The organism is Acinetobacter sp. YH12096 (assembly GCF_013419215.1).
GTDB classification, from domain to species: domain Bacteria; phylum Pseudomonadota; class Gammaproteobacteria; order Pseudomonadales; family Moraxellaceae; genus Acinetobacter; species Acinetobacter amyesii.
The window spans coordinates 25255-44668 of sequence record NZ_VPAM01000031.1; the positions used below are offsets into that span (position 1 = coordinate 25255).

Sequence of the window (19414 nt, forward strand, 5' to 3'; positions counted from 1 at the left end):
AAATTTAGTTACAACACACCAAATTAAAAAAGCACACCATTTTTATTAAATTAATTTCTCTTACTGTTATAATTTTTTCATAATATTGATTAAAAAAACAAACAAACAAACAAACAAACAAACAAACAAAAATAAACCTATATTTTTATATATTTCATAATTTTATATAAAATAATAACACGTTTTAGACTTTAACATTCCAGCTATCAATAACGTAATACATAGCCATATTTAGTAAAGTAGCTGTGATGGCGTCAATTGAACTCAACTCCCAAGCTATTGATTTAGTGAACCATAAAGCCAATAGCATTTTTCCTGTACCCATTTTTTACCCAAATTAGATTTAGTGCATTGAATCACAAAATTTATTTTGTTCAAATCCATTAACAGGATTTGAAATGGTGTCCCGATTTTAACACGTACGCATTCAATATTAAAAGATATGTTATAACATTACTTTTTTATATTTGTTTTTTTCATGTATCATTCAAGAGTACAACTTCAGGGTGAAAGTTATGTTTGACAATATAGATGCCTTAAAAACAAAATTAGATCAGCATCGTCCTCTTTCTCCTGCAATTGTAAAAAATCTACAAGAAGATCTTATTGTTCGCTGGACATATCATTCAAATGCAATTGAAGGCAATACACTGACATTGCTAGAAACAAAAGTGGTTTTGGAAGGCATTACCGTTGGTGGAAAAGCATTACGAGAACATTTCGAGGCAATTAACCATAGAAATGCGATCTATTATGTTGAAGATATTATTCGTAAAGAAGAACCTTTTTCTGAATGGCAGATTCGTAATATCCATCAACTCATTCTAAAAAATATCGATGATGACAATGCAGGACGTTATCGCCAACAAAACGTGTTGATTTCAGGTGCTACGACTAACCCACCCGACTATACACTGTTGAATGATAAAATGGCTCAGCTTGTCGATTGGTACAATACTGAGGCACATAAGCTACATCCTATTGAACGTGCAGCTAAAGTACATGCAGACTTTGTAGGCATTCATCCATTTATTGATGGGAATGGTCGTACATCACGCTTATTGATGAATCTCGAATTACTTAAAGCTGGATATCCGCCTTGTGTGATTACAGTAGAAAATCGTTTGGCTTACTATGAAGCTTTAGATCAATGGATGGCTTATGGTAAAACTGAAGCATTTATCCAATTAGTTTCTGAGGCTGTGCTTGATGGATTTAAACCATATCAAGTTGTATTGGGGATTTAAGTATATCTACTAGGCCTCTACTTGAAACTTCAATTATTTTTAGGGGGTATTACCCTACAGAACAATGAAATAAATATCATTCAGACACTAAAGTATCTCTAGAGACACCCATCATTTTACATGCTCTAGAAACATTCTGAAGTTCTTCAGCTAAATTAAACTAAAGCAATGACTAACCTCTTATAATAAAATATTCTTAAAACCAATAATTTATTACTTATACAAAATACTTAAACATTATCACTTATTAAACAATTGCTCGCACAATAAAAAAAACTATTACTAATAACAAAAACAACCATAAAATATCATTTATTTTCAATAAAAATCCAATCCCTCCTTGATTTTTGAAAATCCTATTCAAATTATAGTAAATAAATGCTAAATCAAAAATAACTACTACTGGAATACCAAGTATTGTACTTATTCCCAAAATATTAATAACAAGCAGTATTAGAATCTTTTTTAGATTACTCGATGTATAAACTAAATGATTTAAAAAAAAATTCTTCAATATAGCCTCAACATAAAATCAGTAGAATCTCCTTTAAATTAAAAGGAGATTCTCAAATAAAACAGCATTATTTTTAAGGTAATTAGCAAAGATAAAATCTATGATATGCTTCTAAATTCACCTTCAATAATCATCCCCTCTTTTCTCCAAGAGGCAAAAGACTTAGTCATTGATTCATGATCCATATGCATCAATTTTATCTCTTCAATTTTATCTTTGAGTTCTTTGTAAATAGGGAAAAATTTTAAAATAAATTCATCTTTATCAATTAACTCTAAAATCTCTCTTTGCTGGTTTTGTAAATTCGCTACTAAACTCTTTCTTGCCAACTGAAACTCTTCTTGTTTCTTCGCCTGATTCCAAGTATCCCAAGCTTCTACCGCAATACCAATAAGTGGTAATGCTGTGTTAATGTTGCTCGCCAGGTTAACAGCTCCCCACGGTTGGAACTTTAAAGCTTCTTTTAAATTAAGCCCAATAAATTGCCCACCCGCAACTAAGCCATCTCTTGCAGCTAAAATAGTTGTATTATCCAACTTAATATTCTTCGCTAAATGATTGAGACCTTTTTTAGTCAATGACCCAACAGCGGTGTCAATATTATCAATTTCTGCGTTAAAATTAACTGCTTGTGTATTTAATGCAATATTGATTTGATTGGTTTCATTTTGAAAATATTCATTAATCTTACTTGAGATAATTGATCCCTTATCACCAACTTCCCTCACTACGAATTCACCAATTGTTTCTAGACTCGTACCTTGGACCTGCATTACTAAGTCTTGGAAATATCCATTAAAACTAGATCTTAAATTTGTTTTTGCATTGGCAATTTTTTTGGAAATTACATTCAGTGCACCAGTTTCAATTTCATAAACTTGATTAAGTTTTTCCATTTCCTTTGATAGCAGGGATTGTTGTTCTTCAATTTCAGGTATTTTCTTAATCAAAATATCACTAATAATGGACTTTCTCGTTTCTTCAATTAAACCAGTATAACCACCACTTTTTTTCACAATTTCACTAGTTGCATTTTGCAACAATTTGATATGAGACAATTGTTCAAACTCATCTCGATTTTCCATCCAATAATTAACACCTTCATCAAATGGATTTGCTGAAACTGCCACTATTTTTAAGTTATGGGTTTCCTGCATAGAAAGAGATAAGATCGAACTTAATCTTTCTTTAACATTTTGCTCTTTAATTTTAAATTTATCTTGGTAGTCTAATTCATCCTCTACATCTGCAACTTCATCAAAACGGCTAAGAACAAATACTGTTCGTGGAAGTAAGTTCAGATCTTTAAACAACCATTTTAAATCTTCAATATGACTTTCTTTGATCGGATTTTTAGAGTTCATGACATAAAGAACAATATGTGCTTCACTTACATATTTTTTTGTGATGTCTTTATATTTTTCAATCTCTTGGGCATCGGTGTTCACTTGCTCTTTATAACCATATAATCCTGGTGTATCAATGAGTTGATACTCTTCATCAATGTCATAAATTTTAACTGCATTTGATGATTCAGAAGCACTAATATTCATGGTTGCTGGGTCAATTTTACCTAACCATGCAGCAGCAATTGAGGTCTTTCCTTCAGAGAATCCACCTATAAGTGCAATTTTAAGTTTATCTCCTTGCAAAGTATTCAATGAGTTCTTTAACTTAGCTTTAATATCTGTTGATACATCTAAACCAAACTCTTGACCTTGTGTAATAAAACCTTCTAATTTACTCAATAAGTTGATAATTTTAGCCTGATTATCCTGATGATTTTTTAAAGTTTCAGACATTTATTTGACCTCATAAGCACTGCTAATATTATTTGATAACGTTTTAAACATATTGATTGATTGATACATATCTTCTACAAGCCCTGTGATTTGATCACTTGGCTCATTCAACTTTTTCTTCAAATCTGATATTGATGGCTCAATTTTTTCTTCAACATCGCTCACATTCTCCCTAGCAACTTTTTTAAGCTCTTTCACAATATTTGATAAATTTTTATCAACACTTTTCTTTTGCTCAGATTTTTTAAAGTCTGAATCAAAAAAGCTCCAAATTGCTTTTGCAAAACTAAATAACAAACCCGCAGCCGTTAATGATATTGCAACCCAGCCGACTGGATTCCACCACATTGCAGCACCTACACCAATACCAACACCAAGTAGTCCCATTTTGTTGATGCCATTATTGATATCAAATTTCAATGAAACATTATTATTCAATCCTGTCACATCATCAGCTTTAAAGTTATTTTGAATACTGGCTAACCGTGAAGAAAGTTTCTGTAATTTTTCCTTTAAATTTTCATCAAACTGCGAAGTTTCTGTTTTAAAACCAGCAATTAGATCTTTACTCACTAATTCAAGATTGTTATCAATATGTCGCTTCAGAATACCTTTAAACTCATCATTACTAATATCACTTTCAATCCGTTTATAGACTTCTTGACGAGTCTTACGCTCAAAATCTTGAATGATTTTTTCAATCATCGTTTTAAGGCTTTGCACTAGGTCCAAATATTCACTATCAATTTCTTGCTTAGTGACAGCCACTTGCTTATCAATATTCAGCTTTAGATCACTAAAGCCATTATGAATATTATTTAACTTCTCTACTGTTTGTTTTAGAACATAATTCGCTTTATTGAGGTTACTCGCCTTAATTTTATAAGGTACGTCTCCAATGACTGTTTGAGTTAAGTGGTTTTGAAATGCGCTCAGTCCTGACTTTTCCTTTAATTCATCTCGATCAGAATTATTTAAAAACTTGATCTGATTACGATATTTTTCACCAAATGGCACCAAGCAATTGGCTACTGCATAAAATGCAGCAAGTCCAGCCACCACAGTATAATTCTTATAATGTTTATCTAATGCTGATTCCATCTGTTTATTCAGATCATTTAAGGCACCTCTTTCATCATCATTACTGATCAGTCCATTTTTTAATGATCTAGGCGATGTAACTGGTTTATTGTAAACAGTCCAAACTTCTGTCTGATCTGATAGGTGCGTTTTTATTTTTTGAAGTGTGCCTTCATTTGGAGCTGCATCTTTACTTGTGACATAGAAAACAGCATGTGCTTTTTTAACGGCTTTAGAAATTTCGTTCTCAACTAGTTTTTCATCACCCTCAATTCCTGGCACATCGATTAATTTGACCTGTGTGCCATTAATATCAAATAAAAACTCTTTACTCTCTCGAGTGAAGTCACTACGGCCATCCCCCATAATTTGGCCATCTTCAAACTCTCTTAGCTTCTCCAACATTTTTTCAAATTGCTGTAACTGCTGTTCAACTACTTTCTTTTCATTTTCTAATTGTAAAGTAATAGAGTTGATTGGTTTTTTGGTTAACTCATATTCATCTTGTATCGTTGCAAGATGCGATTGTTTCAATGCATATTCTTTTTCGATTTTTTGCTTCAATACTTTCAGTTCAGAATCTAATAGCGCTTTCTGTTTAATTAACTCTAACTCAATTAAACCAATTTGTTTTTCCTCTTCTAGGCGCTTAAAAATATAAATAATTTTTAACCACCATGACATATTTTGTTTTTTATATTGAACTTTCTCTTTTAAAGACACAATCTGAGTATTAAAAATTTCAAGTTTTTGGTCATTTAATAAAGACTGATTAACAATCTGCTCATCATGCTCATATTTAAGAGCATTAAGTATTTTTTGATAATCTTCTAATTTTTGAGTATAGGTTTGATCTATCTCCTTTAATTTTTTATTATTTTCTAAAATTTTATGACTAATTTCATTATCAGCATTTTTTAACTCTCCGTATGCTTCTTCATCTAATGAAAATTCATCTTTAAGTGCTTTGAATTTTGCTTGTATTTCATTTTTAGTTTTTTCAGCGAACAGCAGACGTAACACTTCGATAAGTGTCGATTTACCTGCATTAGTTTCACCGAAAAAAGCAATCGTAAAGTAATCCCATTCGGAATTACGTTTAAGTTCATCTATCTTCCTTTCAATTTCTTTTTGCTGAAAGCTTAAAATTTGCTTAGATTCATTTAGTTTTTCTCCCACTAAATTAGTATCTAAAACCTGCTCATTTTTAACAATTTTCGCAATCAAATCTGATATTTTCTCTTTTAAATCATCATAAATATTCTCAGGATGATTTAAATTAATATGACTATTCACGTACCCTTACCCCTATCCAACCAACTCATAAATAATTTTTTAAATGAAATTTTTTTTAACCTAAAACCAAATATTCTTTTAAACTTATTTCTAATTGTCTCTGTAATCCTTTCGGACTCACTATTTTTAAATGAGGAATCCAGAATCGAATCAAAGGCAATAACTGCATGTCATGATTAATTTTAGAAGAAACCAGCAATCCACCATCATGTAACTCTTTGACAATTTGCTGCTCGGGCAGTATCGGACGTTGCTTAAAATAAAAAGAAACCTGACTATCAATAGATAAAATGATTTCCTGTTTATCCTGTCCAAACCAGATGCTGTCATCATCTTCCACAAGTTTTACAATATTTTGATCTGGAATAAATTGTGAATAATCATGCGAAGAGTGCGTAAGCTGAATATGTGAAATGCGATAAGTACGCAATTGATCTTTTCTAACTGCTGCCAAATACCAACTACCATGATGATGAATCAAGCGATAAGGTTGAACCAGTCTAGGTTCTCCTTTATATACAAAACCAATTTGTCGATATTCTTGAATTGCTTTTCCAAGAACTTTGAATAGTCCTTTAAACTGACTTGCATCTTCAAAAGAGTACCCCTTAGCACTATAAATCTGATGAGCTCGACTATCTAAAAGTTCACGCAGAAAGGACATATCCAATGAAGGATACAAATGACTAACTCCTGAGAGCTGTGCAAAATTACGGATATCTTTTGGTGCAATTTTCCCTAAATAATTTGATTCTAAGTAATATCTTTTATTTTCATTATCTTGTAGCAATGGCAAATAAGTATTGAGACGATCAAAATCTCTCGAGATAGTACGTGTACTTACCCCAAATTCTGAGGCTAGTTCTTTTATACTTAACTGATATCCCATATTTAATTTCGTTAAAATATTGGCCAATCGGTCAGCTAAACGCTCATGAGTAGAATCATCACGTTTCATTAATTATCTCTAATTTTTAAAAAGTAACATCAAAGTTATATTTGATTTATATTTGAAATATAACACATTAAATGTACAAAAAGTTACACCAATTCACAAAAAATTAAGTCTTATTTTCTTTAAATTAAGTTTAGTCGATCTAAATAACGTGCTAGGTGCAACATTGCTAAATAGAATTTTCTTGATTCAGCCCACTTTATTTTCCCAAGTATTAATGCTCTAGAAATACGTTGTAAGGCGTTCTTCTTTTGTTTGTTCGTAAATGGAGTTGGGCATATTTTCATACAAATTTCCTTTCAATATTTCTATCAAACTTAACTACTTAAAGTATCAATTCAATTGAAAAATGAAGATAAGGCATGAAAATGACAGGAGATGTCATCAGTTGTACAAATTATCGTTTAAATTTCTTCTTTAGTATGTATTTCGCAGAGGTGGCGTCAACTTAACTGAAACTATAACTTACTAATATTTATTAAATTAATTACTCTACATTTTTATGCGTTAATTGATCCAAATAATCAGACCATGCTTGCATCATCACTGAACGCTCCTCCAAATACTTAGTACGGTTGTACGCTCGACCATGCATATCGCGAACCTGATGTGCAAGTTGTTGTTCTATACGTTCAATAGGAAATTTTAGAACTTCATCTAATAAAGTTCTTGCCGTAGCTCTAAAGCCATGCCCTGTTGTCTCACCATTTTCAAAACCATATTGTTTCAATCGTTTATTAATAGTTGATTCACTGATGGTTTTTGTTTTATCTCGCATAGACACAAAACAATATTCGGTATATCCAGTAATGCAATACAATTCTTGGAACAGCTTCAAGACTTGATCAGACAAAGGAACAATATGTTGTAGGGCTGTCTGATTTTTGGTCTTAGGCGGTGTATAACTCCATGTTCTATTTTTAAAATCGATATCTGCCCATTTTGCTGCACGTAATTCTCCAGGACGCACAAATACATGGGGTAAGATTTTGACTGCATAATCAATAGCAATATCCCCACGACCTGCATGTGTATTAATATTCTTTAATAGTTGTCCTAGCTTTTGCTCATCAGTAATAGCCGCTCGATGCTTAGTTTTACCCACCTTCAAAATACCGCTAATTTGGTCAGCAACATTAAATTGACATAAACCCAAAGCAATCGCATACCGAAACACCTGAGATGCTTTACTTCTCATTCGCTTTGCTGAGTCAGTCTTACCTTGTCTTTCATAAAGACGGCATACTTCCAAAATTTGAGTGGCTGTTATCGAATCAATGGAGAACTCACCAATAGCAACATAAAGCTTATCCCAGATAAACTGATTCCGACGTTGTGTACTTGATTCCAGCTCTTCAGTCTTACGGTATTCATCTGCTACTGATCTAAAACTATTATTTCGACATTGGGACTGTTTATCTTGCTTTTGAATTGCTGGGTCAATATTCTGCGCAAGCAGTTCTCTAAACTCACTTCGTTTTGCACGAGCTCTGGCCAATGTACAACTTGGATAAATACCGATAGCTATAGTGGCTCTTTTCTTAGAGATTGGGCGAATATAATCAAAACGCCAATATGCCCCACCTTTTCTATCTAACAATAAATAAAGGCCACCACCATCTGAAAGCTTAATATTCTTTTCAAATGATTTCTTTTGCATTGATATTGCAGACTTAATTTTTGAGTCAGTCAGACTGATAACTAATTTAGGCATTTTTACGGTATATTTTTGTCAGAAATGGAATGTACCGTAAAAAATACCGTAAAAGATTACGGTATCCTAAAACGCCCTCGGACATTATCGGACAATAAGTAGATATAAGTTATTAATTTTTAATAATATTAGGATTAATTCGGATATGATCAAACAAGGAAATGGTGCGCTCAGCGGGACTCGAACCCACGCCACAGGCTTCGGAGACCTGTACTCTATCCAGTTGAGCTATGAGCGCTTATTTTGGATTGCGCACATCATAACAAAAAAAACTGTAAGGTAAAGCAACTATATAGATGTTAGGCTTTTTTCTGCTTAAGCTTTATACAACGTTCTATTTATAAAATGCAGAATTCCATACGATTTACTTGGTTTATTTGCCCCGATATCGCACAATACTCACACTATTTATAGAGTGAATTATTTATGACTGATGCACTAACGTTAAAGCAGCTGTCAAAAACCTATAAAAATGGGTTTCAGGCGCTTAAAGGTATTGATTTAACAGTACCCGAAGGTGAATTTTATGCACTGTTAGGTCCCAATGGTGCAGGAAAATCTACCACGATTAGTATTATCAGTTCACTAACCCGTAAAACTTCAGGCACTGTCGAAATTTTTGGGCACAATTTAGATACCCATCCCTCGCATGCAAAGCAGTGTTTGGGCGTTGTACCTCAAGAATTTAACTTTGGTCAATTTGAAAAAACATTTGATATTTTGGTGACTCAAGCTGGTTATTACGGTATTTCTAAAAAGATAGCAGAGAAACGTGCAGAGGAATATTTAGAAAAGCTTGGTCTTTGGGAAAAACGCAGTACCCAAGCACGTATGTTATCGGGCGGTATGAAACGCCGTTTAATGATCGCTCGTGCCATGATGCATGAACCTAAACTGCTGATTTTAGATGAGCCGACTGCTGGTGTTGATATTGAACTACGCCGTTCGATGTGGGATTTCCTCACAGAAATGAACGAAAAAGGTACGTCTATTATTTTAACGACACACTATTTAGAAGAAGCAGAAATGTTGTGCCGTCGAATCGCAATTATTGACCGTGGTGTGATTAAAGAAGACACCAGCATGAAAGGTTTTCTCAGTCAGTTAAATGAAGAAACCTTTATTTTCGATTTAGCCGAACCCATTGAACCGATCCATATTGAAATTATTGGTGTTCGTTTCAACTTAGTTGACCCCGTCACTTTAGAGGTCACTATGGATAAAGCCCATACCTTAAATGATCTATTCCAACTCATGGAATCTCAAGGTATTCAGGTTCGTAGTATGCGTAATAAATCTAACCGACTAGAAGAACTGTTTGTCCGTATGGTAGAAAAAAATCTTGAAGGTGCAGCACAATGAATTTTAACCAACTGTGTATTGCCCTCTACACCTTAGTGTATAAAGAAATTCGCCGTTTCATGCGTATTTGGCCGCAAACCCTTCTCCCACCGGCAATCACCATGAGTTTGTACTTTGTGATTTTCGGTAATTTAGTCGGTTCACGCATTGGGCAAATGGGTGGTTTTAGCTATATGCAGTTCATCGTGCCCGGCTTAATTATGATGGCGGTCATCACCAACAGCTATGCCAATGTGTCATCCAGTTTCTTTAGTGCAAAATTTCAAAAAAGCATCGAAGAATTAATCATGAGCCCGGTGCCGTTACATATGGTGCTTTGGGGTTATGTGATCGGTGGTGTTTGCCGTGGTGTTTTAGTCGGCTTTATTGTCACTGCGATGAGCCTATTTTTTACTGAATTACACCTGACCAATATCTTCGTAACTATATATACAGTTCTCATTACTTCGCTACTGTTTTCTCTTGGCGGATTTATTAATGCTGTTTATGCAAAATCTTTTGACGACATTTCGATTATCCCGACTTTCGTCCTGACTCCGCTGACTTATTTAGGCGGTGTTTTCTATGCCATCTCATCACTGAGTCCTTTTTGGCAAAATCTCTCTTTAATCAACCCTGTCGTGTATATGGTCAATGCATTCCGCTACGGTATTTTGGGCCATAGCGATGTGAATGTCGGCATTTCACTGACAGTAATTACTGCATGTTGCGTTGTACTTTATGGCGTGGCGTATCATTTACTTTCTCGTGGTTCAGGAATGCGTGAATAATGAGTGTAGAACAATCCCTTTTAGGTAAAGACACCAACTACCCAACAGAATATCAACCCGATATTCTGTTTCCGATTGCACGTGCCACTGCACGTGAACAATATGCCCATGTGGAAGGCATCCGCCAAGGTACAGACTGGTGGCATGTTTTTGAAATTTCTTGGTTAAATGCTTCTGGTGTGCCTCAAGTCGCTATTGGCCGTTTAACTTTGCCTGCAAGTTCAGACAACCTGATCGAATCCAAATCTTTAAAGCTCTACTTTAATAGTATGAACTTTACCAAATTTGATTCTCAGGCAGCGTTTCAAGCAACCGTTGAAAAAGACTTATCTGCTGCAGCCAATGCGGCTGTGACTATTGATCTATTTCATGTCGATGATGTTGAAATTTCAAAACCACAAGGCATCTGTATTGATGACTTAGAACCCACCCAGTTAGAAAATCATCCAAATGCAGCTTTACTCTCGTTAGATGAAGATGCAACGCAAGAAGAAGTTGAAATTCAACTTTATTCACATTTATTAAGAAGTAACTGCCCAGTCACGGGTCAACCTGATTGGGGAACGGTATTTATACGGTATAAAGGTACTAAGCCTTGTTATCGTAGTATTCTGGCTTATATTATTTCTTACCGTCAGCATAATGGTTTCCACGAACAATGTGTGGAGCAAATGTTTGCCGATATTTGGCAACATTTAAAACCAAGTCAGCTGATGGTATATGCTGCCTATACACGCCGTGGTGGATTGGATATCAACCCTTGTCGTGTATCGGATTTAACATGGATGCCTCGCCCCATTCGATTGGCGCGACAATAAAAAATTTGAGGTTAGTGATGCCATTTTTTGGTTTTATTCCTTCTGAGGAACTTCTAAGCAGTATCCAAACTGGTCACGCGAAAAAAAATTCGAGTGAACCCCTTTATCCTTTACGTGATAAAACAGCTTTGCTGATTAATGAAGAAATCATTGGTGCAACTATATTAGCTCCTGTTCATCTGTTTCCTGCAAGCGACAAGCGCGACACAGCTGAAAAACTGGCTGGCTATGTCAAATCAACAGTCGCTGTATTGTTAAAGCAGCTACTGGGTAAATCTCCGAATGATGTGGTGAAACAATCCATTGAATTTTCAGAACGAAGTTTATTTCAGGACACAGTCGGTGCTCATCGTGTAGGTCTGAGCTTAGATGCAGGACTGGTCACTAACCTTAAAAATAGTTATACCGAAATTAAATCGGGTGTAGATGTCAATAAAGCTGCTTTTGGTGAGCTGTATAAACAGTTTGCTGAAGCTGCAGTACGTCATTTTATGAATGACTTTAATAAAACACTCGATTTAGGCATGATTAAGCGTAAAGCAGCCGATATCGGTTCTTCTGCCGTGATTAAAGCTATTCATATTGCAATTGATAAGATTTTCCCAAATCTAACCAAAGAAGAGCTAGGTGCCCTTGCAGAAGCACATGATGCGATGTTTAACAAATAAATCGCATTACTCGTCAAAACCTAGCTTCCGCTAGGTTTTTTTATGGCTAAACGCATAAAATCGAATCCCGATACAATGACTATATATAGTCATGCAAACACAGTTCTAGAATTGAACAGATTTTTATTAAAAGACAGTGCATTTAATGTACTATTTTTAAAAATACACACAGAAAAGAAAGAACCTGATTACAGATCATATTTTAATGTTAGCTGTCATTTTGGCTTAAATTTCAATGCGTCCATTTTAATATTCAATCTCTTTCTTTTTTATCATTCAGTCCATATTTCTACTTTATATAACAACGTTTTCAACAGCATTGAAGCGCTGGCGAACAAAAACTATGTAATGAATAAACCACTGCTTGCATATGGGTGTTTTAGAGCGGTACCTTTTTAATCCTGTCCCTTTATTTTTAGATATAACATTGCAACTTTTGTAGCTTCTAAACAGTATTTCGCAACGCGATAAAGTTTACTCGTTCTGCGTTTTTATGACGCATGAGTTTTAGAGTCATCTTTATTTCAAATGATTTGTGAATATTTGCAAGTTATGTAAATGAATATGTCACTTTTCAATATGTTAACTGCGAAAAAACCCTTTGCTTTGTCTTTTTTTGTATATCTATTTATGAAAGCATGCGCTGTCAGTGGTATCTTAGTTGCTATTGGTAACGTTTACCTTTAATGAGCTATGAAACCAGAAGGTCATCACAATTTTCAGGATCTTTTCCCCTCGAAATTTTGTTCATACTCATCGCTAAAGCAACTGGAAATTTTTTATTTATGCTAAATCGAAATTTTTATAAAAAACTATCACATATTGCCATTATGGCCGGTTCAATTTCACTGACCAGTTTTTGTCAGGCTAACGACTTCCAATCTCATCCGGCATATGCAAGCTTTAAACAAAATGCAATGCAAACCTATGGTCTGAGTGAAAATCAAATTGATTGGGCAATGCAAGGCAGTAAAAACCTACCCAACATTATTAGTATTATGAATAGACCTGGCGAATCAAAGCCTTGGTACCAATACAAAACCAACTTTTTAGCTGAAAGTACAATTCAACGCGGCGTTCGCTTCAAAAATCAATATGCCGACACTTTAAATCGTGCAGAACAACAATTTGGTGTGCCTCAATCCGTGATTTTAGGCATTTTGGGTGTTGAAACAGGCTATGGCAGCAATAAAGGTAATTTTATCACCCGTGATGCTTTGGCGACCCTTGGTTTTGGCTATGAACGCCGTGCGCAATATTTCCAAGATGAACTTGCTGCACTGATTGCTTGGTCATATAAAGATGGTGTTCCAACCAACTCTGTCGTCGGTTCATATGCAGGTGCTGTGGGTTATCCTCAATTTATGCCAAGTAACATTCCAAAATTTGGTGTGGACTACGATGGCAATGGTCATGTTGACCTGCGTAATTCAGCTGTCGATGCCATTGGTTCAATTGCAAATTATTTAGCAAATTATGGTTGGCAGCGTAATCAACCGATTGCTTTTGCTGCTCGCTATAGCGGAAACAACCCAGATGCCATTATTGCAAAGGATTTAAACCAGCCAACACCCTATGGTGTACTCAAGGCTCAAGGTGTAACCCCTATGAATCCATTGGTAAAAATCGATGATCTGGATTTGGTCAATGTCATCCAATTGCAAGATAGTTATGGACCAATTTATTACATCACTTATCCAAATTTTCAGGTCATTACAACCTATAACAAAAGCCGTATGTATGCGACTGCGCTATGGCTTTTAGGCACTGAAGTTACCAGTCGATAAGACTGGCTTTCCCCCATAGAGCAAAAAAGTCAACAAATATTTTCATCAAAATGAACATTTATTCGGCATTTTACACACCTTGTTACATTATTGATTATTTTTTAACCAACTACTGTTAATTTTTTAGACATTTTCAAAGTATTTTAATTAAACACTAGACAGCCTATCGATGGCATGAATATTATCCATCTCGTTAAATGTAGTTGCAAAAGTGAAATATCAGACGTGTTTACATGGATATCAGCGACTTAGTTGAACCAGTAAATATGCCATTGGGAGATAAACAATGCAGTCATCAATTATTAAATATGCCTTAGCGGTTGCCACGGCAGTTGCGCTAAGTCAGTCACAAGCTGAGATGGTTCAGTCGTCATCATTCAATCATGATAATGACAACTCGCGTCTTGCAGCTCGTGTATTGAATAAAGAAGCTCAAAGCTTCAATTCAAACTTTACGAATTTAAGTAGCCTTTCAATCACTGAGCGTTCTGGCGATAAAATTCGTCGTCAAACCATCGCTGCTAAAATCGAAATCCCTGAAGATGAGCCTTCAGTGATTGAAAAGTTAAACACTGTCGCTTCGAATACTGTTCGTAAGTTCACTCAAACAGGTACTGCTTCTTGGTACGGTCGTCAATTCCACGGTCGTAAAACAGCAAGCGGTGAAACGTTTGACATGAACGCACTTACAGCAGCACATCGTAGCCTGCCACTTAATTGCTTTATTCGTGTTACGAATCGCAATAATGGTAAAAGCGTCGTGGTAAAAGTAAATGACCGTGGTCCATTCCATGGTAACCGTGTTCTTGATTTATCTTATGGTGCTGCTAAGCAATTGGGTATTACCAGTGCGGGTACTGCAAATGTGAGCATTGAGCGCGTAGACGGTCCAAATTCTTAATTCTCCAATGAAGTGACTGCATTTAACAGACCACGCCTAGCGTGGTTTTTTTATTTGTAGCCTCTTAGCCTTTCAAATCATCAGTAATCCTGATTTTGACCCTTCCTCCATTCTTGTTTATATTGGAGTCCTTCCCCCATGATTAAGGACTATCATGAAAACAATCAACGAATGGTTTGATGAATACAGCGAAAGTCATCAAAATAAAACCAATAAAATGATTCACTGGATTTGCGTACCCACGATTTATTTTTCAATCGTTGGCATATTGGCGCATTTTAGCGCGCTACTTACTGCTGTCTTACTTGCTTTAGCATTTATCTTTTACGCACGTTTAGACATTGTCCTTGCTGTTGCAATGGCCGCGTTAACATTAATCATGGCATGGCTAATTTGGGTGTTACCAGTTGGATATGGCTTTTATATCGCACTCTTTGTATTCGCATGGATTGGTCAATTTTATGGCCATAAAATTGAAGGTAAAAAGCCCTCTTTTTTCAAAGATCTCCAATTCCTCCTCATTGGCCCTATTTGGTGTTTAGATACATTTTCAGGTAAAGTACTTGGTAATTGGAAAATACGCCATAAATCGCAAATAAAGAGCATTTAGAGCACGATTAATTTCATGGATCTCTTTTTCAGTTATTCCAGATCGGTTTTCTTCATATTCGATGCTTAAAACCCTATTATTTATAGGTGTATTTATCTCTGGTATTTCCAATCATTTTTTCTATTTATACGACCAAAAAGTCAGTGTTTAAACACTGGCTTTTACTCAATATGGTTAATCCAATTTTATGTTGATAGCTTCATCTGAATCATGATCATTTAAATGACTAAAGTTAAAAATGACTACGTGATTTTTATTGATAGGTTTTACCTTGATGCTTTAACCAACCATCCTGATGACGTCCATTCGGATCGTGATGTGTCCAGTGCATCACACCCCCCTGATCTGAATATTCATATTCACCGTAAAATTGAACTGTATCGCCTTTTTGCAAGTTATCAATTCGTGGGGCTAGATCGATATTATGTGCAACTAAAAGGGTTTGACCATTATTTAAGGTCAAAATGAACTTTTGATGGCGACTACCTTCATTATCATCTCGAAGTACCGCTTTCACTTGACCTGTACCCTCAACCTGAACATTACTGAGTTTATTTTTAAATGCATGCGCAATAACATCTTCAGCACTCTGCCCTTTTTGTTGAGCATCTGCAGGTTGTACTGATTCTATTTGTGGCTGTGCGTTTTGTTCCGCTGTCGTCTGAACTGGTGCAGTTTTTTGTTGTTGTAAATCGATTCCGAAATAAGCGGCTGTAAGCGCAACAATAATTCCGCCGATGGTTAAATTTGTTTTGTTTGCCATAAGATAGTTTAAATCTAAATTTTCAACTCATTATAGTCATTAATATGGATAAAAATAGAATCTGTGAACAACAATGTACACAATATAAAGTTTAAATAGCTTTGAAATCAGTAAAGCTACAGCCATAAAAAAAGCCCTCTAAAACGAGGGCTTTTTTCTACAAAAAATCAGAGATTATTTTGCAGCAGCTTGAGCAGCAGCGACTTCTTCAGCGAAAGAAAGTTCAGCTTTTTTCTCAATACCTTCACCAACTTCGAAACGTACGAAGTTAGCAACAGTAGTACCAGTTGCTTTAAGAACTTCTGCAACTTTCTTATCGTTGTCGATAACGTACATTTGGTTCTCAAGAACAACTTCGTTCAAGTATTTCTGAACTGAACCAGTTACCATTTTTTCAACGATGTTTGCTGGTTTACCAGATTCAATTGCTTTCGCTTCAGCAATTTCTTTTTCTTTAGCGATAAGTTCAGCAGAAACGCCAGCTTCGTTTACAGCAACTGGGTTGAATGCAGCGATGTGCATAGCCAAACCTTTACCAGTTTCAGCATCACCAGCGTATGCAACTACAACACCGATTTTTAAACCGTGTTTGTAAACTGCAAGGTTGTCGCCTTCAACGATTTGAGCACGACGCACTTGGATGTTTTCACCGATTTTTTGAACAAGCGCGATACGAGCTTCTTCTACAGTAGCACCATCTTCAAGTTTCAATTCAGCAATTTGAGCAACGTCAGTTACACCAGCAGCAAGCGCAGCAGCAGCAACTTTAGCAGAGAAACCAGCAAAGTTTTCGTCTTTAGCAACGAAGTCAGTTTGACAGTTAACTTCTACAAGGATTGCTTTGTTGCCTTCTTGAGCGATAGTGATCGCGCCGTCAGCAGCAATGTTACCCGCTTTTTTAGCAGCTTTAGCTTGACCAGATTTACGAAGGTTGTCGATCGCTAATTCGATGTCACCGCCCGCTTCTGTTAATGCTTTTTTACATTCCATCATTGCAAGACCAGTACGATCGCGCAATTCTTTAACCATGCTTGCTGTAACTGCAGTCATGTTAATCTCCTAAATACGGTAGAAAATGAATTCTTTTTAGAACAGAAACGGCCCAGAGCTGTCTCTTGGGCCGTCTGCATACATGACGCTTACTTTGCCACCATCACGTGTCGCAAAAATGACAAGCTTACGTCAAACGCATTAAGCCTCAGAAGCAGGAGCTTCTTCGCCTTTAGCTTGTGCATTTGCTTGTGATTGAGCATATTCTTTACCAGCAAGAATCGCATCAGCCATAGCAGAAGCGTAAAGAGTAACTGCACGGATTGCATCGTCGTTACCAGGGATAACGTAGTCTACGTTGTCTGGGTTAGAGTTTGTATCAACGATACCGATAACAGGAATACCAAGGTTTTTAGCTTCTTTAATTGCAATTGCTTCGTGATCAACATCGATTACGAATAATGCGTCAGGTAAACCACCCATGTTTTTAACGCCGCCAAGAGCGCGTTCAAGTTTTTCCATCTCACGAGTACGTTCTAAAGCTTCACGTTTAGTAAGTTTAGCGAAAGTACCGTCAGTAGATTGAGTTTGAAGGTCTTTTAGACGGTTGATTGACTGGCGAAGAGTTTTCCAGTTAGTCAACATACCACCCAACCAGCGGTGATCAACATATGGTTGACCTGCACGTTGAGCTTGTTCACGGATGATTGCAGAAGCTGCACGTTTTGTACCAACGAACAAAACTTTGTTCTTTTTGCTAGCCAAGTTGTTAGCAAAGTTCAAAGCATCATTTAACGCAGGAACAGTGTGCTCAAGGTTGATGATGTGAATTTTGTTGCGCGCGCCGAAGATGTATTCGCGCATTTTTGGATTCCAAAAACGTGTTTGGTGACCGAAGTGTGCGCCTGCTTGAAGAAGGTCGCGCATGCTTACGTTGTAATCTGCCATTTTCTTTACCTTAAAGTTTGGGTTAGGCCTCCATATACCCGCATTCTCCACCTAAAAAGGCACCCAGAGAAATGTGTCGATATATGTGCGGATTTTATTGCCCCATCGCACAAAGCTCGTGAAAGATATTCACGAAAAAGCATTTGATAAAATGGGCGGCTATTTATACCATAGTCACATACAAATTTCCAAAAGTTTTTAGAGATCATGAACAGTACTTACGAAGCTCCACGTCGATTAATTAAAACGCCTGACGAAATTGAAAAAATGCGCGTCGCGGGTCGACTGGCGGCAGAAGTTTTGGATATGATCAAACCGCATATTGTTCCAGGTGTGACTACCCTAGAACTTGATACGATTTGTCATGACTATATTGTCAACAAACAAGAAGCTATTCCTGCTTGTTTAGGTTATGGTGCTGCGCCGGGTCGTCCAGCGTTCCAGCACGTGATCTGTACTTCAGTGAACCATGTGGTGTGTCACGGTATTCCATCTGAAAGCAAAAAGTTAAAAAAAGGTGACATCTTAAACATCGATGTCACTGTGATTAAAGATGGTTACCACGGTGATACCAACATGATGTATATCGTAGGCGGTGAAACATCTATTTTAGCGAACCGTTTATGTAAAGTTGCTCAAGAAGCCATGTACCGTGGTATGGCGGTGGTAAAACCAGGCGCAACCATGGGTGATATTGGTAATGCTATTCAACAATATGTGGAATCAGAACGTTTTGGCGTTGTACGTGAATACTGTGGTCATGGTATCGGTACTGTTTTCCACGACGAACCACAAGTTTTACACTACGGTCAACCCAATACAGGCATGATCTTAGAAGAAGGCATGACCTTTACCATCGAACCAATGGTGAACGGTGGTGACTGGAAAACCAAACTTCTTGGCGACAAATGGACTGTCGTTACTAAAGATCATAGCTTGTCTGCACAGTACGAACATACGCTACTTGTAACAAAAAATGGTGTAGAAGTGCTAACTGCTCGTCCTGAAGAAGATTTATCGCGTTTTGTTCAATAAGCAAAGTATTTGAAGCACAAAATTTTATTAGGGTCTGTTGACATTTGTTGATTAAAAAAATAGCGAGATAGTAAAATTAAATCGCCAAACCCAATTTTACACTCGCTATGCCTCGAACAATGCTAAATGATCAACACTGGTCCAAGTTACTTGC

The 19414-nt window shown here is 36.2% G+C and carries 16 protein-coding genes and 1 tRNA gene; 9 read left to right on the forward strand and 8 right to left on the reverse strand.

The features are described 5' to 3' along the window. The first annotated feature begins 515 nt into the window (after positions 1–515). Positions 516–1247, forward strand: coding sequence for a Fic family protein (locus FTU36_RS12685; RefSeq protein ID WP_120403233.1), 732 nt, complete (start codon positions 516–518; stop codon positions 1245–1247). 612 nt (positions 1248–1859) lie between these two features. Here FTU36_RS12685 and FTU36_RS12695 read toward each other — a convergent pair. The 5 genes from FTU36_RS12695 to FTU36_RS12715 all read right to left on the reverse strand — a co-directional run bounded on the left by FTU36_RS12695 (position 1860) and on the right by FTU36_RS12715 (position 8846). Continuing rightward, on the reverse strand, positions 1860–3563 hold the full coding sequence (locus tag FTU36_RS12695) for a LeoA/HP0731 family dynamin-like GTPase (RefSeq protein ID WP_120401121.1): 1704 nt from the start codon (positions 3561–3563) through the stop codon (positions 1860–1862). Then, entirely contained in the window at positions 3564–5939 is a 2376-nt protein-coding gene (locus tag FTU36_RS12700) for a GTPase (protein WP_180118157.1), read from the reverse strand. Positions 5940–5994: 55 nt separating this feature from the next. Next, positions 5995–6897 carry a YafY family protein gene (locus FTU36_RS12705; RefSeq protein WP_120401119.1) on the reverse strand — a complete coding sequence of 301 codons (903 nt, stop codon included), beginning with the start codon at positions 6895–6897 and terminating at the stop codon, positions 5995–5997. A 484-nt stretch (positions 6898–7381) separates the two neighbouring features. Next, positions 7382–8608 (reverse strand): integrase arm-type DNA-binding domain-containing protein, encoded by a 1227-nt coding sequence (locus tag FTU36_RS12710; protein WP_180118159.1) that lies wholly within the window; start codon positions 8606–8608, stop codon positions 7382–7384. Between the two features lie 162 nt (positions 8609–8770). Next, a tRNA-Arg gene (locus FTU36_RS12715) sits at positions 8771–8846 on the reverse strand. 188 nt (positions 8847–9034) lie between these two features. Between FTU36_RS12715 and FTU36_RS12720 the strand changes: the two genes are divergently transcribed. The 7 genes from FTU36_RS12720 (at position 9035) to FTU36_RS12750 (ending at position 15524) form a co-directional block, all read left to right on the forward strand. Further along, positions 9035–9970, forward strand: a complete 936-nt coding sequence (locus FTU36_RS12720; protein WP_111883996.1) for an ABC transporter ATP-binding protein — start codon at positions 9035–9037, stop codon at positions 9968–9970. Then, complete coding sequence (locus FTU36_RS12725; RefSeq protein ID WP_078190306.1) at positions 9967–10740, forward strand: ABC transporter permease; 774 nt, start codon at positions 9967–9969, stop codon at positions 10738–10740. Before FTU36_RS12720 ends, FTU36_RS12725 begins: the two co-directional genes overlap by 4 nt. Then, positions 10740–11558, forward strand: coding sequence for an NADPH-dependent 7-cyano-7-deazaguanine reductase QueF (gene queF / locus FTU36_RS12730; RefSeq protein ID WP_180118160.1), 819 nt, complete (start codon positions 10740–10742; stop codon positions 11556–11558). The genes FTU36_RS12725 and queF overlap by 1 nt, the downstream gene beginning before the upstream one ends. 17 nt (positions 11559–11575) lie before the next feature. After that, on the forward strand, positions 11576–12226 hold the full coding sequence (locus FTU36_RS12735) for a hypothetical protein (RefSeq protein ID WP_180118161.1): 651 nt from the start codon (positions 11576–11578) through the stop codon (positions 12224–12226). Positions 12227–13011: 785 nt separating this feature from the next. Then, positions 13012–14013, forward strand: coding sequence for a lytic murein transglycosylase B (gene mltB, locus FTU36_RS12740; RefSeq protein WP_078191987.1), 1002 nt, complete (start codon positions 13012–13014; stop codon positions 14011–14013). Between the two features lie 286 nt (positions 14014–14299). After that, positions 14300–14914 carry a septal ring lytic transglycosylase RlpA family protein gene (locus FTU36_RS12745; protein WP_078190310.1) on the forward strand — a complete coding sequence of 205 codons (615 nt, stop codon included), beginning with the start codon at positions 14300–14302 and terminating at the stop codon, positions 14912–14914. Between the two features lie 154 nt (positions 14915–15068). Continuing rightward, the gene (locus FTU36_RS12750; RefSeq protein ID WP_180118162.1) at positions 15069–15524 is read left to right on the forward strand and encodes a DUF962 domain-containing protein; all 456 of its coding nucleotides are present in this window, start codon (positions 15069–15071) and stop codon (positions 15522–15524) included. A gap of 253 nt (positions 15525–15777) precedes the next feature. Here FTU36_RS12750 and FTU36_RS12755 read toward each other — a convergent pair whose 3' ends face one another. The 3 genes from FTU36_RS12755 to rpsB form a co-directional block, all read right to left on the reverse strand. Continuing rightward, positions 15778–16287, reverse strand: a complete 510-nt coding sequence (locus FTU36_RS12755) for a DUF3465 domain-containing protein (RefSeq protein ID WP_180118163.1) — start codon at positions 16285–16287, stop codon at positions 15778–15780. Positions 16288–16461: 174 nt separating this feature from the next. Further along, positions 16462–17337: a translation elongation factor Ts gene (gene tsf, locus FTU36_RS12760; RefSeq protein ID WP_078190313.1), complete on the reverse strand. Its 876-nt coding sequence runs from the start codon at positions 17335–17337 to the stop codon at positions 16462–16464. 141 nt (positions 17338–17478) lie between these two features. Next, the gene (rpsB, locus tag FTU36_RS12765) at positions 17479–18225 is read right to left on the reverse strand and encodes a 30S ribosomal protein S2 (protein ID WP_078190314.1); all 747 of its coding nucleotides are present in this window, start codon (positions 18223–18225) and stop codon (positions 17479–17481) included. Between the two features lie 207 nt (positions 18226–18432). Between rpsB and map the strand changes: the two genes are divergently transcribed. Beyond that, positions 18433–19260: a type I methionyl aminopeptidase gene (gene map, locus FTU36_RS12770; protein WP_168378021.1), complete on the forward strand. Its 828-nt coding sequence runs from the start codon at positions 18433–18435 to the stop codon at positions 19258–19260. The last annotated feature ends 154 nt before the right edge of the window (positions 19261–19414 follow it).

What these genes read in the sequence shown, in the direction of transcription:
- rpsB (WP_078190314.1), bottom strand. Translation starts at nt 18,225, where the DNA reads ATGGCAGATTACAACGTAAGCATGCGCGACCTTCTTCAAGCAGGCGCA.
- FTU36_RS12710 (WP_180118159.1), bottom strand. Translation starts at nt 8,608, where the DNA reads ATGCCTAAATTAGTTATCAGTCTGACTGACTCAAAAATTAAGTCTGCA.
- FTU36_RS12755 (WP_180118163.1), bottom strand. Translation starts at nt 16,287, where the DNA reads ATGGCAAACAAAACAAATTTAACCATCGGCGGAATTATTGTTGCGCTT.
- FTU36_RS12705 (WP_120401119.1), bottom strand. Translation starts at nt 6,897, where the DNA reads ATGAAACGTGATGATTCTACTCATGAGCGTTTAGCTGACCGATTGGCC.
- FTU36_RS12685 (WP_120403233.1), top strand. Translation starts at nt 516, where the DNA reads ATGTTTGACAATATAGATGCCTTAAAAACAAAATTAGATCAGCATCGT.
- FTU36_RS12725 (WP_078190306.1), top strand. Translation starts at nt 9,967, where the DNA reads ATGAATTTTAACCAACTGTGTATTGCCCTCTACACCTTAGTGTATAAA.
- mltB (WP_078191987.1), top strand. Translation starts at nt 13,012, where the DNA reads ATGCTAAATCGAAATTTTTATAAAAAACTATCACATATTGCCATTATG.
- FTU36_RS12720 (WP_111883996.1), top strand. Translation starts at nt 9,035, where the DNA reads ATGACTGATGCACTAACGTTAAAGCAGCTGTCAAAAACCTATAAAAAT.
- FTU36_RS12745 (WP_078190310.1), top strand. Translation starts at nt 14,300, where the DNA reads ATGCAGTCATCAATTATTAAATATGCCTTAGCGGTTGCCACGGCAGTT.
- map (WP_168378021.1), top strand. Translation starts at nt 18,433, where the DNA reads ATGAACAGTACTTACGAAGCTCCACGTCGATTAATTAAAACGCCTGAC.
- FTU36_RS12750 (WP_180118162.1), top strand. Translation starts at nt 15,069, where the DNA reads ATGAAAACAATCAACGAATGGTTTGATGAATACAGCGAAAGTCATCAA.
- queF (WP_180118160.1), top strand. Translation starts at nt 10,740, where the DNA reads ATGAGTGTAGAACAATCCCTTTTAGGTAAAGACACCAACTACCCAACA.
- FTU36_RS12735 (WP_180118161.1), top strand. Translation starts at nt 11,576, where the DNA reads ATGCCATTTTTTGGTTTTATTCCTTCTGAGGAACTTCTAAGCAGTATC.
- tsf (WP_078190313.1), bottom strand. Translation starts at nt 17,337, where the DNA reads ATGACTGCAGTTACAGCAAGCATGGTTAAAGAATTGCGCGATCGTACT.
- FTU36_RS12695 (WP_120401121.1), bottom strand. Translation starts at nt 3,563, where the DNA reads ATGTCTGAAACTTTAAAAAATCATCAGGATAATCAGGCTAAAATTATC.